Source organism: Dermacoccus sp. MPR-E5 (assembly GCF_058809565.1).
The window spans coordinates 23848-39152 of sequence record NZ_JBXASS010000020.1 but is presented as its reverse complement, the minus strand read 5'-3'; the positions used below and the strand labels follow the sequence as shown (position 1 = coordinate 39152).

10 protein-coding genes, 1 rRNA gene and 1 riboswitch are annotated in these 15305 nt (G+C 68.5%); of the genes, 7 read left to right on the top strand and 4 right to left on the bottom strand.

The features are described 5' to 3' along the window. Positions 1 to 109 precede the first annotated feature (109 nt). The 3 genes from rrf (at position 110) to AC1RS9_RS13090 (ending at position 5696) form a co-directional block, all read left to right on the top strand. A 5S ribosomal RNA gene (gene rrf, locus AC1RS9_RS13100) occupies positions 110 to 227 on the top strand. A gap of 296 nt (positions 228 to 523) precedes the next feature. Next, positions 524 to 3856 carry a bifunctional lysylphosphatidylglycerol synthetase/lysine--tRNA ligase LysX gene (lysX, locus tag AC1RS9_RS13095; protein WP_492921798.1) on the top strand — a complete coding sequence of 1111 codons (3333 nt, stop codon included), beginning with the start codon at positions 524 to 526 and terminating at the stop codon, positions 3854 to 3856. A 148-nt stretch (positions 3857 to 4004) separates the two neighbouring features. Beyond that, on the top strand, positions 4005 to 5696 hold the full coding sequence (locus AC1RS9_RS13090; protein WP_144694885.1) for an alpha/beta fold hydrolase: 1692 nt from the start codon (positions 4005 to 4007) through the stop codon (positions 5694 to 5696). 119 nt (positions 5697 to 5815) lie between these two features. On the opposite strand, the gene AC1RS9_RS13085 is transcribed toward AC1RS9_RS13090, so the two are convergent. From AC1RS9_RS13085 to AC1RS9_RS13075, 3 genes are read right to left on the bottom strand one after another with little or no spacing between them, the layout of a single operon-like run. After that, complete coding sequence (locus AC1RS9_RS13085; RefSeq protein WP_006944079.1) at positions 5816 to 6484, bottom strand: methionine ABC transporter permease; 669 nt, start codon at positions 6482 to 6484, stop codon at positions 5816 to 5818. After that, entirely contained in the window at positions 6481 to 7554 is a 1074-nt protein-coding gene (locus tag AC1RS9_RS13080; RefSeq protein WP_288756478.1) for a methionine ABC transporter ATP-binding protein, read from the bottom strand. The genes AC1RS9_RS13085 and AC1RS9_RS13080 overlap by 4 nt, the downstream gene beginning before the upstream one ends. Next, positions 7551 to 8558, bottom strand: coding sequence for a MetQ/NlpA family ABC transporter substrate-binding protein (locus AC1RS9_RS13075; protein WP_288756479.1), 1008 nt, complete (start codon positions 8556 to 8558; stop codon positions 7551 to 7553). The genes AC1RS9_RS13080 and AC1RS9_RS13075 overlap by 4 nt, the downstream gene beginning before the upstream one ends. Positions 8559 to 8735: 177 nt before the next feature. Beyond that, positions 8736 to 8847: riboswitch (SAM riboswitch) on the bottom strand. Between the two features lie 212 nt (positions 8848 to 9059). Between AC1RS9_RS13075 and AC1RS9_RS13070 the strand changes: the two genes are divergently transcribed. Continuing rightward, the gene (locus AC1RS9_RS13070) at positions 9060 to 9443 is read left to right on the top strand and encodes a neutral/alkaline non-lysosomal ceramidase C-terminal domain-containing protein (RefSeq protein WP_492921795.1); all 384 of its coding nucleotides are present in this window, start codon (positions 9060 to 9062) and stop codon (positions 9441 to 9443) included. Between the two features lie 67 nt (positions 9444 to 9510). Here AC1RS9_RS13070 and msrA read toward each other — a convergent pair whose 3' ends face one another. Further along, positions 9511 to 10158 carry a peptide-methionine (S)-S-oxide reductase MsrA gene (gene msrA, locus AC1RS9_RS13065; protein ID WP_115297332.1) on the bottom strand — a complete coding sequence of 216 codons (648 nt, stop codon included), beginning with the start codon at positions 10156 to 10158 and terminating at the stop codon, positions 9511 to 9513. A 153-nt stretch (positions 10159 to 10311) separates the two neighbouring features. Between msrA and AC1RS9_RS13060 the strand changes: the two genes are divergently transcribed. The 3 genes from AC1RS9_RS13060 (at position 10312) to AC1RS9_RS13050 (ending at position 15285) form a co-directional block, all read left to right on the top strand. After that, the gene (locus AC1RS9_RS13060; RefSeq protein WP_492921792.1) at positions 10312 to 11373 is read left to right on the top strand and encodes a GNAT family N-acetyltransferase; all 1062 of its coding nucleotides are present in this window, start codon (positions 10312 to 10314) and stop codon (positions 11371 to 11373) included. Beyond that, positions 11370 to 12164 carry a hypothetical protein gene (locus tag AC1RS9_RS13055; protein ID WP_115297330.1) on the top strand — a complete coding sequence of 265 codons (795 nt, stop codon included), beginning with the start codon at positions 11370 to 11372 and terminating at the stop codon, positions 12162 to 12164. The genes AC1RS9_RS13060 and AC1RS9_RS13055 overlap by 4 nt, the downstream gene beginning before the upstream one ends. Before the next feature lie 73 nt (positions 12165 to 12237). After that, on the top strand, positions 12238 to 15285 hold the full coding sequence (locus AC1RS9_RS13050; RefSeq protein WP_492921800.1) for a glycine--tRNA ligase: 3048 nt from the start codon (positions 12238 to 12240) through the stop codon (positions 15283 to 15285). The last annotated feature ends 20 nt before the right edge of the window (positions 15286 to 15305 follow it).

Sequence of the window (15305 nt, the reverse complement as noted above, 5' to 3'; positions counted from 1 at the left end):
TGAACCGATAACTTATTATCACACTCAGTATTGTTGTGCTAGTGCTCGCGTCCCTGTGTAATTCTGAAACAATACACCCGCCATGATGGGTTGATATGTTTCATAGTGTTACGGTGGTTATAGCGAAGTGGGAAACGCCCGGTCACATTCCGAACCCGGAAGCTAAGCCCTTCAGCGCCGATGGTACTGCACTCGGTAGGGTGTGGGAGAGTAGGACACCGCCGGACTTCTTCTAAGACGTGATGGTCTTGAACAGCTCCCCCGAAAGACTGGGGTTTGAGTAGTTCAAGACCATCACGCATTTCTACGTCCACCACAAAGCCGTGGCTACAAACCATGGCGTCCACCGTGAATCGTCGCCCGGGCGCACTCCACGGCCACATCAGGGATTCATTGGAACATCGGGGGATCTCCAGTGTTTCCTCACGTCCCGGGGCTAGTGTCGTGCCGTGGTGGAGACGGGGAACAAGAACGAGCGCCTCACGTCGTCGGTCGAGGCGTGCAATCGTTGGCGGGATCATGGGTGGCGGGACAGGTCGCAACCTGGGCCGGCCGACTGCTCGTGCTGGCGGCGTTCGTCTCTCTCGCCGGAGTGTTCTTCCACCGCAGCGTGATCCTGCGCGTCGTCATGGACGTCCTTGGCTGGGTCAACATCCCGAGTGAGCCCTCCCTGTTCGCCGCCTGCATGGCTCTCGTCCTCGCAGGCGGTATCCGCCGTCGTTTCCGTCCGGCGCACACCGTCCTCGCCGTCGTCATGGGGCTTTCGGTGCTGGACTCGCTCGCCCGTCTCGTGTTCGCGCACCAGGTCACCCAGATGATCAACCGTCTCCACGTGCGTGGCGTCTATCGCGACTGGGCGCAGTTCCAGACGTCGCCGGGTGTGTCCGCAGCCATCCTGGCTCTGAGTGTCACGTCGTTCGTCGTCGTGCTCCTCGCACGCTCCGCGTTCCGAGCGCGGTTCAGTTCCGGCTCGAAGGCGGCGGCACTCATCAGCCTCATCGGAGGTCTGTTCCTGTCGTTCGTCGTCGCGTTCTTGCTCACCCTGTCGTTCCCGCGTGATCTCGACACCCTCGGGCAGAAGTTCGTCTGGTCGGTCCGCAGCACGTTCGGCGTCAGGACGCCGCCGGCCAGCCCGGGTTTCGGAGGGCACCAGGGGTACGAATGGACCTTCGTCGTCGCGAGCACGGTGTCGACCCTCGTCCTCATCTTCTCGCTGCTCGTCCTCTGGCGTTCGGGCCGCGGCTCCGGGCTGATCGACGCCGACGAGGAACTGCGCATCCGCCGTCTCCTGCTCGAGCACGGCGAGGACGACTCCCTGGGGTATTTCGCCACGCGTCGGGACAAGGCCGTCGTCTTCGCCCCCGACGGCCGCGCCGCCGTCACGTTCCGCAACGAGGGGAGCGTCAGCGTCGCGTCCGCCGACCCCATCGGGCGAGCTGAGTCCTGGGACGACGCCATCGCCGTGTGGCTCGGCCAGTGCCGCGAGCACGGGCTGTACCCCGCCGTCCTCTCCGCCAGCACGAGGGGAGCGCGCGCCTACATCGAGGCGGGGCTCAAGGCGTGGTCGCTCGGTGACGAGGCCATCATCGACACCGACACCTTCTCCTTGCGCGGGCGCTCGATGCGTCCCGTCCGCCAGGCCGTCACCCGCGTCGAACGCTGCGGCTACACGACCCAGGTACGCCGCCACGACGAACTGGGCGACGACGAACTGGCCGAACTCTCGCGGCTCGCCGACGAGTGGCGCGGCAACGAGACCGAGCGCGGATTCTCGATGGCCCTCAACCGGCTTGGTGACCGCGCGGACGGGCGCTGCGTCGTCATCACCGCCCACGACGCCCGTGGCGCCGTGCGGGGGTTCCTGTCCTTCGTCCCGTGGGGCTCGCGCGGGCTGTCGCTCGACCTGATGCGCCGCGACCGTCAGGCCGAGAACGGCCTCAACGAGTTCATGGTCACGCACCTCGCCGAAGCGGCACCCGCACTGGGCATCCGGCGCATCTCGTTGAACTTCGCAGTCTTCCGCAACGTCTTCGCCGATGCGGACGAGGTGGGCGCCGGCCCCATCACCCGCGTCACGGACAAGGCGCTCTCGATCGCGTCGAAGTTCTGGCAACTGGAGACGCTCTACCGCTCGAACGACAAGTACCACCCCGAATGGGTGCCGCGCTTCCTCTGCTACGACGCCGAGCTCACCGTCCCGCGTGCCGGTTTCGCGATGGGTGTGGCCGAGGGTTTCGTCCCCCTCATCGGGCCGCGATTGCTCGTCGGGCCCAAGCCGGCCGACCATCAGCCGCCGCGCCCCGAAGCCGTCTTCGTCGAGCGAGTCCAGGCCCTCGAGGCGGACGCACTCACCCCGCGGATGCCCGAGCCGCGCCGCAGCGAACAGCAGCGCGTGCGCCGCGAGAAGCTCGCCCGCATGGAGGCCGGCGGCGTCGAGGGCTACCCCGTTTCAGTGCCGCGCACCGCGCGCATCGAGGACGTCGTCACGGCGCACGGCCGGCTTCCCGCCGATCACCGCACGGGCGAGCGCGTCTCCGTCACGGGGCGGGTGCGGGCCCTGCGTGACTTCGGTGGCGTCAGCTTCGTCGTGCTCGACGAGGACGGCGCCCGCCTCCAAGCGATGGCGACGCGCGACGTCACCCCGGCCGAGAAGTACGAGCACTGGCGACACTGGATCGACCTCGGGGACATCGTCTCGGTGACGGGCGAGATCGTCACGTCGAAGCACGCAGAGCTGTCCGTGCACGTCAGCGACTGGCAGATGGCGGCGAAGTGCCTGAGCCCGATCCCCGACCTGCACTCACCGTTCCGCGACCCGGACGCGCGCATCCGCAACCGCTCGCTCGATCTCATCGTCAACCGTGATTCGATGGACATGCTGCTGCGCCGATCACGCGGTGTGCGGACGTTCCGTGACGCGTTCGACGCACTCGGGTATACCGAGGTGGAGACGCCGATGCTGCAGGCGGTGCACGGTGGGGCGTCCGCGCGCCCGTTCAAGACTCACATCAATGCTTACGGCATGGAGCTGTTCATGCGCATCGCTCCCGAGCTGTACCTCAAGCGGCTCGCCATCGGCGGCATGCAGAAGGTGTTCGAGCTGAACCGCAACTTCCGCAACGAGGGCGCAGACGCGACCCACAACCCCGAGTTCACCTCGATCGAGGCCTACGACGCCTACGGCGACTACCTGACGATGCGCGACCTGACGCGCGAGGTGCTCCTCGCGGTCGCGCGGGCCGTCAACGGTGGGGAGTTCGCCGAACGCCCCCGCCCCGACGGCACGATCGAGCGTGTCGACCTGTCGGGACAGTGGCCGACGATCCCGGTGCACGAAGCGGTCTCCAGGGCCTGCGGGGTGACGCTGACGTCGGCGTCGTCGCGGGACGAGGTGGCTGCGGTCTGCGCGGCGCACGGCGTCGACGCGCCGCGCGAGAAGAGTGCGGGTGAACTCGTCGTCGAGCTGTACGACGAACTCGTCGAGGGCCAGACCATGTTCCCGACGTTCTACATCGACTTTCCCGTCGAGACGTCACCGCTCGCCCGCGCGCATCGCGGCGACCCCAGGCTGTCGGAGCGCTGGGACCTCGTCGCGTTCGGCGCCGAGATCGGCACCGCCTACTCGGAGCTCGTCGACCCGATCGAACAGCGAAAGCGCCTGACGGAGCAGTCCCTCAAGGCCGCGGCCGGTGACGTCGAGGCGATGTCGCTCGACGAGGCGTTCCTCAGCTCTCTCGAGTATGCGATGCCGCCGACGGGTGGGCTCGGCATCGGCGTCGACCGCTCCATCATGATGATGCTCGGTGCGCCGATCCGTGCGACGCTCGCGTTTCCGTTCGTGCGCCCTCAGGGTTGATCACACTTGTCGAGCGACATGCCCAGTGTGACGAACTTTACACAAAGGTTACACAGGGGAGACACACAGCGCATTCCAAGGGGCATGATCGAACACGGCGCCACACGCTCGTGGACGCGCGGTTCACCAGGCCATCCAGGGAGTACGCATGAAGAAGACCATCGGCGCCGTGGGCGCTGCGTTCAGCCTGCTGGGCGTCGGGCTGTCGGCCCCCGTCACGGCGGCGAGTTCCGTTCCCGCTCAGGGCGCGACGCCCACTGCGGACGCCTCCTCGTCCTACACCCCGCCGCCGGTCACCTGGGGTACCTGCGCGAACGCGCGCCTGAGCAAGGCCGGCGCCCAGTGCGGCTTCGTCGAGGTGCCCCTCGACTACGCCAAGCCCAAGGGCGAGAAGATCAAGATCGCCGTCTCCCGCATCAAGCACAAGACGAGCGACGCCAAGAAGCAGGGCATCATGCTCGTCAACCCAGGTGGCCCGGGCGGCTCCGGTCTGACGCTGTCGCGCCTCGGCGGCGCCGTGCCCAACAAGGGCGGCGACCCGTACGACTGGATCGGCTTCGACCCGCGCGGCGTGGGCTCCAGCGTCCCGACCCTGGCCTGCGACGGCAACTACTTCGGCTACAACCGCCCTGACTACCGGGTGACGAAGGCCGGCACGTCGCAGGCCTGGCTGAAGAAGTCGGCCGCCTACTCCGCGTCGTGCTCCAAGGCTGCCGGTGCGAAGCTCATGCCGCACATGAAGACGATCGACAACGTGCGCGACATGGACTCGATCCGCAAGGCGCTCGGTGAGAAGCAGATCAACTTCTACGGCTTCAGCTACGGCACGTACCTCGGCCAGGTCTACGCCACGATGTTCCCGAAGCAGACGCGTCGCATGGTCATGGACGGTGTCGTCGACCCGCGCGACGTCTGGTACGACGCGAACCTCAACCAGGACATCGCGTTCGACAAGAACATGGACGTCTTTTTCGACTGGGTCGCGGGCAACGACGCGACGTACCACCTCGGCACGAGCGGCAAGGCCATCAAGAAGCAGTGGTATTCGATGCGCGACAAGCTCGCGAAGAAGCCCGCAAACGGCAAGATCGGGCCTGACGAGTGGACCGACGCCTACCTCAACGCCGGTTACTACGTCTTCGGCTGGGAGGACGACGGCGCCGCCCTGGCCGCTGCGCTGCAGAAGGGTGACTTCGGCCCGACGACCGCGCTGTACGACGACGCCAACGGCTCCGGGCCGGGCTCGGACAACAGCTACGCGGTCTACCTCGGCACGCAGTGCACCGACGTCAAGTGGTCGAACGTGTGGAGCAAGTGGCTCTCGGACAACTCGAAGGTCGACAAGAAGGCGCCCTTCGAGACGTGGGCGAACGCCATGTTCAACCTCCCGTGCACGAGCTGGCCGGTCAAGGCGACGAACGCGCAGGCCATGAAGATCGACGGTTCGAAGGTCGGGCCGGTGCTGCTCATCGCCGAAACCCACGACGGTGCGACGCCGTTCCCGGGCGCGCTCGAGGTGCGCAAGCGCTTCCCGAAGAGCGCTCTCATCGAGGGCGTCGGTGGAACGACGCACTCCGGTTCGCTCAATGGCATCGCCTGCACGGACGACAAGATCTCCGCCTACCTCCTCACCGGCGCGATGCCCGCGCGGACGGGTGGACCGGGCCACGCCGACGTCGAGTGCGACCCCGTGCCCCAGCCGGAGCCCGGCCCCGCCAACGAGGTGACGGACAGCGCGTCCAGCACGAAGAAGAAGCACCACCACGTCCAGCAGCGTGAGGGCATGCAGGCCGACCTGCGCTCGAGCCTGCAGAAGGTCGCCACCGTCGGCGCTCGCTGACGTACGGTTGGTCTGACGGACGCTGGTCTGACGCGTCCTGACGGCGAAGGGCCGCGATCATCCTCTTCGGATTCTCGCGGCCCTTCGTCATGCTCGCGCCGAGCGGCGCGGAGGGTGTCTCAGTGACGCAGCGCCTTGCGGGCCAGAGCGTTGCCGATGAACTGGGCGATCTGAACGAAGACGATGATGACGACGACGGCGGCCCACGTCACGGCCCAGTCGTAGCGGCGGTAACCGTAGGACAGGGCGAAGTCACCGATGCCGCCGCCGCCCATGGCGCCGACGACGGCCGTCATGTCGATGACCGCGACGAGCGCGAACGTGTAGCCGAGGATCAGCGGCGCCAGCGCCTCGGGGATGAGCACGGTGCGGATGATGCGCCACGGACTCGCCCCCATCGCTTGCGCCGCCTCGATGACGCCGGGGTCGACGCTCACGAGGTTCTGCTCGACGATGCGGCTGATGCCGAAGGTCGAGGCGATCGTCAGCGGGAAGATCATCGACTTCGCACCGATCGTCGAGCCCGTGACGGCGAGCGTCAACGGCCCGAGAGCGGCGGCGAAGATGATGAACGGGATCGGTCGGATGATGTTGACGAGAACGTTGAGCACCGTGTGCAGAACTCGGTTCTCGAGGATGCCGCCGCGTCGTGTGGTGTTGAGCAGCACGCCGAGGGCGAGGCCGAGCAGGCCGCCCATGATGATCGTCGCGCCGACCATGAGCAGCGTCTCGCCCACCGCGGTGACGATCGTGGGGCGCAGCGCCTCCCAATCGGTTGCGGGCATCATGCGGCGACCTCCTCGACGTCGGCGGCGAGACGCAGTTCGTCGAGCACGGTGGTGACGGCGGCGTCGTCGCCGCGCAGGGCGAGCGTCAACGTCGTCAGGGTGTCGTCCTTGAGCGGTGTGAGGCCGCCGTGCACGATCTCCGGTTCGACGCCGTGTGCGGACATGCGGGCCAGGACACGGCCGAACTCGCGCGGGTCGTGAACCGTCAGCGTCGCGAGGCGCCCGTCGTGGGCAGCGCGCAGCCGGGCGCTCTCGCGTGCGTCGGGCACGTTCCGCAGGGTGGCGTCGACGAGGCGGCGCGTCGCGTCCGCCTGCGGCGCGCCGAGGACGTCGACGGTGCGCCCGGACTCGACGATCCGCCCGGCCTCGAGGACGACGACGTCGTCGGCGAGTTCGCGCACGACGTCCATCTCGTGGGTGATGACGACGATCGTCACGCCGAGCTCGTCGTTGACGCGGCGCAGCAGCGCGAGGACGTCCTTCGTCGTGTCGGGGTCGAGCGCGGACGTCGATTCGTCGGCGAGCAGGATCTCCGGGTTCGTCGCGAGCGCACGGGCGATGCCGACGCGCTGCTTCTGCCCGCCGGAGAGCTCGTCGGGGTAGGCCCACGCCTTCTCGGTGAGCCCGACGAAGCTGAGCAGCTCGGTGATGCGCGCCTCCTGGCGCGCCTTGTCCCAGTCGGCGACCTCGAGGGGGTAGGCGACGTTGGCGTACACCGTGCGCGAGCGGATGAGGTTGAACTGCTGGAACACCATGCCGATGCGACCGCGCAGCTCGCGCACCTGCTTCGCGGACAGCGACGCGAGGTCGACGCCGTCGATCTCCACGTGGCCGCGCGTCGGCGTCTCCAGGCCGTTGATGAGACGGACGAGGGTGCTCTTGCCGGCGCCGGAGAAACCGATGACGGCGACGATGCGTCCGCGCTCCACCTGCGTCGTGATGCCGTCGAGAGCCGTCACCTGGCTCTTGCCGCGGGTGAACGTCTTGCCGACATCGTGGAAGGCGACGGCGGGCGGGGTGTCACTCGCCGGCGCGGCGGCCTTCGTCAGTGTGGGGGAGGGGCCCGTCACTTCGATCCCTTCGCCTTGATCTGGGCCTCGAGCTTCGCGAGGATGCCCTGCACGTCGGAGGCGGAGTTGTTCACGAGGACGCTCGTGCCCTTCGTGCGCTCCTCGATGAGCTTCTCGACGCTTGGGTCGTGGTAGGCCTTGACGAACTTGGCGTAGTCGGCGTTGTCCTTGTCCGCGGCGCGCGCGACGACGACGTTGATGTACGGCTTCGACGAGGCCGCATGCGGGTCGTCCTTGAACAGGGCCTTGCTCGGGTCGAGCTTCGCATCCGCGGCGAAGTTGTTGTTGACGATCGCGCCGTCGACGGACGGCAGCGCAGCGGCGGTCTGCTCGGCGTTGACCGCTGTGACGGTGACCTTCGAGGCGCCGGCGTCGATGTCGGCCGGGGTCGACAGCGAGGTGCCACCACCCTTGAGCTTCAGCAGTCCGGCGCTCTGCAGCAGCAGCAAGGCGCGTGCCTGGTTCGTCGGATCGTTGGGGATGGCGATCTTGCCGCCCTGGGGGAACTGGCCGACGCTCGTGTGCTTCTTCGAGTACAGCGCCAGGGGAACGATGTAGGTCGCGCCGATGGGCGTGAGGTTCTGCTTCGCCTTCGTGTTGTAGTCGGCGAGGAACTGCAGGTGCTGGAACTGGTTGAGGTCGACCTGGCCCTCGGAGAGCGCGGGGTTGGCCTGGGTGTAGTCCGAGAAGTTGACCGGTTCGAGGTCGAGACCGTACTTGTCCTTGCCCACCTTGACGAGCTGGTTCCAGTACGGGTCCGACGCCTCCGTCGTGCCCACCTTGAGGTGGGTCAGCTTGTCGTCACTGCTCCCGCCGAGCACCTTGGCCCCGATGCCGGCGGCCAGCGCGACGACGAGGACGCCTGCGCCGATCGCGACGTACTTGCCGGTGTTGTTCTTCGGTTTCGGGGGCAGGGCGCTCGCGCCGTTCTCGGCGCTCGTGGCGTCATGCGTGGACGAGGCGGGCGTCGAGGTCTCGTCGGCGGGGGTGTGCTTGTCGGTCATGATCTCTCCTGGTGAGGCGGCAAGGATGCGAATGCGCGGGGCTGGCGCGGGTGCGCGGAGTCAGCGTGAAGGCGGGGCGCCGGGGTGGGGCGCGGTGCGCGGTGTCGTGCGGGGCATGCCTTTCGGGGCCTGGGCAGCGCAACGGAAGGCTCACGAGGATGCCGTCACGTTGGGTGCCGAGCGTGCTTGCCGCGTGGTCGACGCGGCCGGGTCATCACCTGGAGCACCCCGCCACGCGTGTGAGGGTTGCCGTCCGACCAGCCAGGGCTTTGCATCGGATCTCTTGACCAGCAGCGAGATTAGAGCCGCGCACGACAAAGCGTCAAGTTGTGGCACTGGAGATGAGACGTGGGCGAAGATTGTGACGTGCGACACGCGGCGTGGCTGATGCGGCGTCTTTCGCCGTCGAGGCTCGGGTGAGTGATTTCTTCACACAGCTTGGACGATCGTCTAGGTGGGTGATGAGTGTGACGTCGGCCACGCGCCGAGGGCCCCGGCGTCGTGTTCGACGACGCCCCACCCGGGCAGCACTTCGGTGACGTCCTGACTCAGCCGGACGCCACACGCTCGGCTGGTTCGAGCGTGCGGGCGGTCTTCCGCGGCGGCCACCCGAAGAATGACTTCCGCACGATGGGCACGTTCGTCAAGGTGCAGCGTCAGGTCGGCTCGTCGTGGGTCGACGTCCTCGACGACCACGACTGGGACACCTCGTACGTCTGGTCGCGCGAGGGCGTCTCGTACTCGCGATGCACCATGGAGCGGCGCATACGTCGCGGCACGCCCGCGAGCACGTATCGCCTCGTGCAGCAGGGCAACTGGAAGAACGGCTGGAACGGCAAGGTCAGTGCCCATACCGGAACGAGCCGGGCCTTCCAGGTGCGCTGAGACGGCCGGTGCCCCGCGGTGGCCGGTTGATCGGCCGCCGGCTCAGCGGCCGCCGTGCATGTCGTCGTCAGCGTGGCGGGAGGACATCCGTCTGCGCGGGCAGGTCGGCGACGCCGACGGGGCACGTGACGCCCTTGAAGCCGTGGTTGCAGTAGCCGCCGGGGTGCTTGGACAGGTACTGCTGGTGGTACAGCTCCGCCGGCCAGAAGGGGCCCGCCTCGTCGGCCGGGCGCATCTCGGTCGTGATGGCGCCGCGGCCCGCGTCGTCGAGTGCCTCTTGGAAGAGCGCGGACGTCTCGCGGGCAGCGCGCTCCTGCTGCGGCGTCGTCCAGTAGATCGCCGAGCGGTACTGCGTGCCGACGTCGTTGCCCTGCCGGTTCGCGGTCGTCGGGTCGTGGTTCTCCCAGAACGCCTTGAGAAGCTCGCGTTCGGACACGCGCGACGGGTCGTAGGCCACCATGACCGTCTCGGTGTGGCCCGTGCCGCCGTCACAGACGTCCTCGTACGTCGGCTCGGTGGCGTGGCCGCCCATGTACCCGACGGCCGTGGTGACGACGCCCGGAATCTTCCAGAAGATGCGTTCGGCGCCCCAGAAGCAGCCCATCGCGACGTACAGGGTCGCCGAGCCGTCGGGCAGTTCGGAGAACATCGGCACGTCGAGGACGTCGTGCAGGTCGCTCGCCTCGGGCGTTCGGGTGTGCTTTCGAGTGAACATGAGGTGCCTTTCCTCGGGTTCCGAGACAACACCGCCGGCGGTCGAGGCATTCCGGCCCGAGCCTCCGCCGGCATGAACGGGTTGTCGCACGATCCAGGCGGACGCGCCGAAAAACCGGTTGCGTACGCAGCTGGTGCTGAGTGCAATGTCGCCATGCGCATTCGTCAGATCGGCCCGTCCGACCCGCTGTTCGACGCCTGGGCGCAGGTGTTCATGACGGTGGGCCACGAGCAGTGGGGCAAGCACACGAGCGCCTACCCCGCCGACGAGCTGCGCGCCATGTGGGGCAAGGAATCCGAAAAGCGTCATGCGTTCGTCGCCGTCGAGGGGGAAGCCTCGTGCGACGACGACGCCGTTGGGGGAGCAGCCGACATACAGGATGATGGCGTGGACACAGCAGCTGGCGTCGTCGGTGCCGCCGAGCTCGTCCTGCCGCGCCGCGACAACACCCACCTCGCGTTTCTCCACCTCGACGTGCCGGCTCCCGCGCGACGACGGGGTGTCGGCTCGGCGCTGCTCTCAGCCGCGGAAGAGATCATGCAGGACGAGGGACGTACGACGGTCCTCGTCGAGACGCAGACGCCCGTCGGCCAGCCTGACGCCGCAGGCGCCTTCCTCGCTGCCCGCGGGTTCGCCCAGGCCCAGACGTGCGTGCGCAACGCTCAGCGTCTGCCGGTCAGCGACGCCGTCGCCGCACAGATGCGTGCTGCCCTCGCGTTCGACGACGAGTATGTCGTCGAGACGGCCGTCGACGACCTCCCGTCGCAGTGGCTCGAGGAGCGGGCCCGTCTCGGAGCGATGATGTCGACCGACACCCCGCTCGGTGACGTTGCGATCGAACCGGAGACGTGGGATGCCGCGCGGGTGCGCGAGCTGTTCGACACCGCACGCGCTCAGGGCCGACGCGTCGTCGAGGCCGTGGCGTGGCACCGACCGACCGGGCAGATGGCCGCGTTCACGCACGTCAGCGTTCCCGCGGAGACGCCTTGGATCGCCTACCAGGACGACACCCTCGTCGAGGCCGCGCACCGTGGGCACCGGCTCGGCTACCGGGTCAAGGCTGCGGTGTCGCTGCTGCTGCCGCAGGTCGCGCCGGGCGTCGAGGTGCAGCGCACCTGGAACGACGAGACGAACACCCACATGCTGCGGATCAACTCCGAGCTCGGCTACGAACGCGAGGGCACGATGTTCGAATGGCAGAAGAGGCTTGCATGAGCCCGTCCGAGGCGCCCGTACGCGAGGTGCTCGGCATCGAGGTGACGCACGAGCAGCTGCTGCAGTGGCGCGCGTGGACGATGCCGGTCGATCAGCCGTTCGTCGTGCCCCGCAGCGTCGCGCACGACCTCGGCCTGCGCGACGAGCCCGAGCGGGTGACGTTCGAGCTCAAGGACACGTTCCTGCTGTACGGCGTGGACGACCAAGCCATCTGCTGGCTCGATCGCGCGGCGGCGCGCGCCTTGCCGGCGTCTCTGAGGCGAGCGCAACCCACGCGTCACCTCTGGCGTAGCGGTGACGACGCGTCGGCCATCGCGCGCGACCTCGAGCGCGTCGTGGCATACGTCGTCGAGGGGCGGCGCGCGAGTCGTCATCGCGAGATCACCCAGCGGGCCTGGGCCGACATCGACGCCGTGCTGCCAGGCGCCCGTGAGATCGCGGGGACGTTCCCGCGCGCCAGCGGGCCCAACTGCTTCGGTGCCGTTCTCGCCGCGGCCGGCGTGGACGGCGCACGTGAGGAGTGGATGCAGCGCGAGCCGATCGAGGCGTGGCTGCGGGAGCGGACGCGGTTGCTGCCGCGTCATGACACCGACGACGGCCTTGGTGTCGTCCATGTCTGGCGCAACCCCGACGGCCTGATCGACCACGCGGCCGTCAGCCTGGGTGGTGGCTGCGCGCTCCACAAGCCGTCGTGTGGATGGATGTCGCCGACCAAGGTGCTGACGACGCGGGAACTCATGGCGAGCGCCCGCGTTCCCGGGCGGCGCGTGCGCCGTCATCGTCTGCTGTGACGTCGTGATCGGGACGAATGGGCGGGGCGCGTGCGCACTCGGTAACCTGGGGCGCGTGACCGACGTGCTGACGATGCAAGATGCCCTGTTGACGCTGCAGAAGTACTGGACCGACCGCGGATGCATGGTCGTGCAGCCCTACAACACCGAGGTCGGTGCGGGGACGATGAACCCCAACACCGTCATGCGCGTGCTCGGGCCCGAGCCGTGGCACGTCGCGTACGTCGAGCCCTCCGTGCGCCCCGATGACAGCCGCTACGGCGAGAACCCGAACCGGCTGCAGACGCACACGCAGTTCCAGGTCATCCTCAAGCCCGACCCGGGCAACCCGCAGGAGCTCTACCTCGGCTCGCTCGAGGCGCTCGGCATCGACCTCGACGCGCACGACGTGCGCTTCGTCGAGGACAACTGGCAGCAGCCCGCCATCGGCGCGTGGGGCCTGGGTTGGGAGGTCTGGCTCGACGGCATGGAGGTCACGCAGTTCACATACTTCCAGCAGGTCGTCGGGCAGAACCTCGAGCCTGTCGCCGTCGAGCTGACGTACGGCATGGAGCGCATCCTCATGGCGCTGCAGGGCGTCACGCACTTCAAGGACATGGCGTACGCCGAGGGCATCAGCTACGGCGAGGTGTTCGCGCAGAACGAGTACGAGATGTCGCGCTACTACCTCGACGACGCCGACGTCGACGCGGCCCGCGCGTTCTTCAAGGAGTACACCGACGAGGCTCAGCGCCTCATCGACGCACGCCTGCCGGTGCCGGCGTGGACGTACGTGCTCAAGAGCTCGCACGCGTTCAACATCCTCGACAGCCGCGGCGCCGTCTCCACGACGGAGCGTGCGCGCTCGTTCTCCCTCATGCGCCGCCTCGCTCGCGAGACCGGTGCACTGTGGAGCGAGCGTCGCGCCGAACTCGGTCACCCGCTGCTCAAGGGCGACGCGGCGACGTCACGCGTGCGTGAGCTGGCGGAGGCGGCCGCGTCGGCGCCCAACGTCACCCAGCCCGTCGAGAAGCCCGAACCGGCGCCCACCGCAGCCGAACTCGGCGACGCGCCGCAGACGTTCACGTTCGAGATCGGCGTCGAGGAGATGCCGCCGCACGTGCTCGACGCGACGATTCCCGCCGTGCGTGACGCTGTCACGTCGGCGCTCGCCGGCACCCGCCTCGAGCACGGCGACGTCGCCGTCGTCGGCACGCCGCGCCGCATCGTCGTCACCGTGCCCGGGGTCAGCGCGCACGAGCCGGACTCCGAGACCCTCGCCAAGGGCCCGAAGGTCGCGGCCGCCTACAAGGATGGTGCGCCGACGAAGGCCCTCGAGGGCTTCGCGCGCGGCAAGGGCGTCTCCGTCGACGACGTCGTCACCGCCGAGTTCGACGGTGCCGAGCACGTCGCCGTCAAGCAGACGCAGACGGGGCGCGGTGTGCTCGAGGTGCTCGGCGAGATCGTCGCCGACGTCGTCTCCGGCCTACGCAGCGACAAGAACATGAAGTGGAACGACCCGCAGCTGACGTTCAGCCGCCCGATCCGCTGGGTCGTCGCGCTGTGGGGCAAGCACGTCGTCCCCGCGACGGTGGGCTCACTCACCACGGGCCGCACGACGTACGTCGCGCGCACCGCAGCGCAGCCGCACGTCGACGTCGCCGCTGCCGACGAGCTCGTCCCGACGCTCGAAGCGGCCGGTTTCGTGCTCGACCCGACAGCGCGACGCCGCCAGGTCGTCGACGGTGCCCTGGCGCTCGCGAAGAGCGTCGGCGGCACGATCGACATCGACGGCGAGGCGAGCCTCGTCGACGAGATCACGAACCTCGTCGAGGAGCCGCACGGTGTGCTCGGCACCTTCGAGGAGCGCTACCTCGAGCTGCCCGAGCAGATCCTTACCACCGTCATGCGCAAGCACCAGCGCTACCTGCCGGTGCGCGACGCCTCCGGCACGCTCATGCCGTACTTCGTCACGATGGCCAACGGCTCGATCGACGACGACGTCGTGCGCGCCGGCAACGAGTCCGTGCTGCGGGCCCGCTATGAGGACGCGGCGTTCTTCTGGGAGGCCGACCTCAAGGTTCCGCTCGACGACTTCCGCGCGCAGATCGACAAGCTGACGTTCGAGAACCGTCTCGGTTCGTTCGCGCAGCGTGCGGACCGCATCAAGGACGTGTCGACGAAACTCGCTGCGTCCGTTGAACTCACGGGCGATGAGCAGGCAACGTTGTCGCGCGCCGGTGCGCTCGCGAAGTTCGACCTGTCGACGGCGATGGTCGTCGAACTGTCGAGCCTCGCCGGAACGATGGCGCGCGAATACGCCCTGAAGGCGGGGGAGGCCCCGGCTGTGGCCGATGCCCTGTTCGAGATGGAGAAGCCGCGCTCGGCGGGCGACTCGCTGCCCTCCTCGACGCCGGGCGCGCTGCTCGCGCTGGCCGACCGGTTCGATCTGCTCACCGCGATGTTCGCCATCGGCGCGAAGCCGACCGGCTCGTCCGACCCGTTCGCGCTGCGCCGCGCGGCGCTCGGCGTCGTGTCGATCCTGCGCGGTGTGCCGGCCGTGGCCGCCATCAGCGTGAGCGACGGTCTCGACGCTGCCGCCGCGCGACTGCGTGAGCAGGGCGTCGAGGTCTCGGGCGAGGCGCTCGCTTCGGCGATCGAGTTCGTCGAGGGCCGCTTCGGCCAGCAGCTGCGCGACGAAGGCGTCTCGGCGGCGCTCGTCACGGCCCTCAGCCCGAGCGCCGGAACGCCCGGTCGCGCGGCCGCGGTGCTCGCCGACGTCGAGGCTCTGCGCGATGACGAGGCGTTCCGCGCCCTCGTGCAGGTGACGCAGCGCATCACGCGCATCGTGCCTGCGGGCACCCAGCCGGGCTTCGATGTGTCCGTGCTCACCGACGAGGCCGAGAAGACGCTGGCTCCGCTCGTCGAGGCACTGCCCGACCACTCGGGTGACTCGCTGACGCAGTGGTTCGCGGACGCCTCGGGTCTCACCGAGCCGCTCAACAGGTTCTTCGACGACGTCCTCGTCATGGCTGACGACGAGGCGCTCAAGGCCGCTCGCCTCGGCCTGCTGCAGAGCGTCATCGCCAAGGCGCCGGCCGGCATCGACTACAAGGAACTCGACCGGGCGCTCGACGTCTGACCCGAGCGAACCCGATGGCC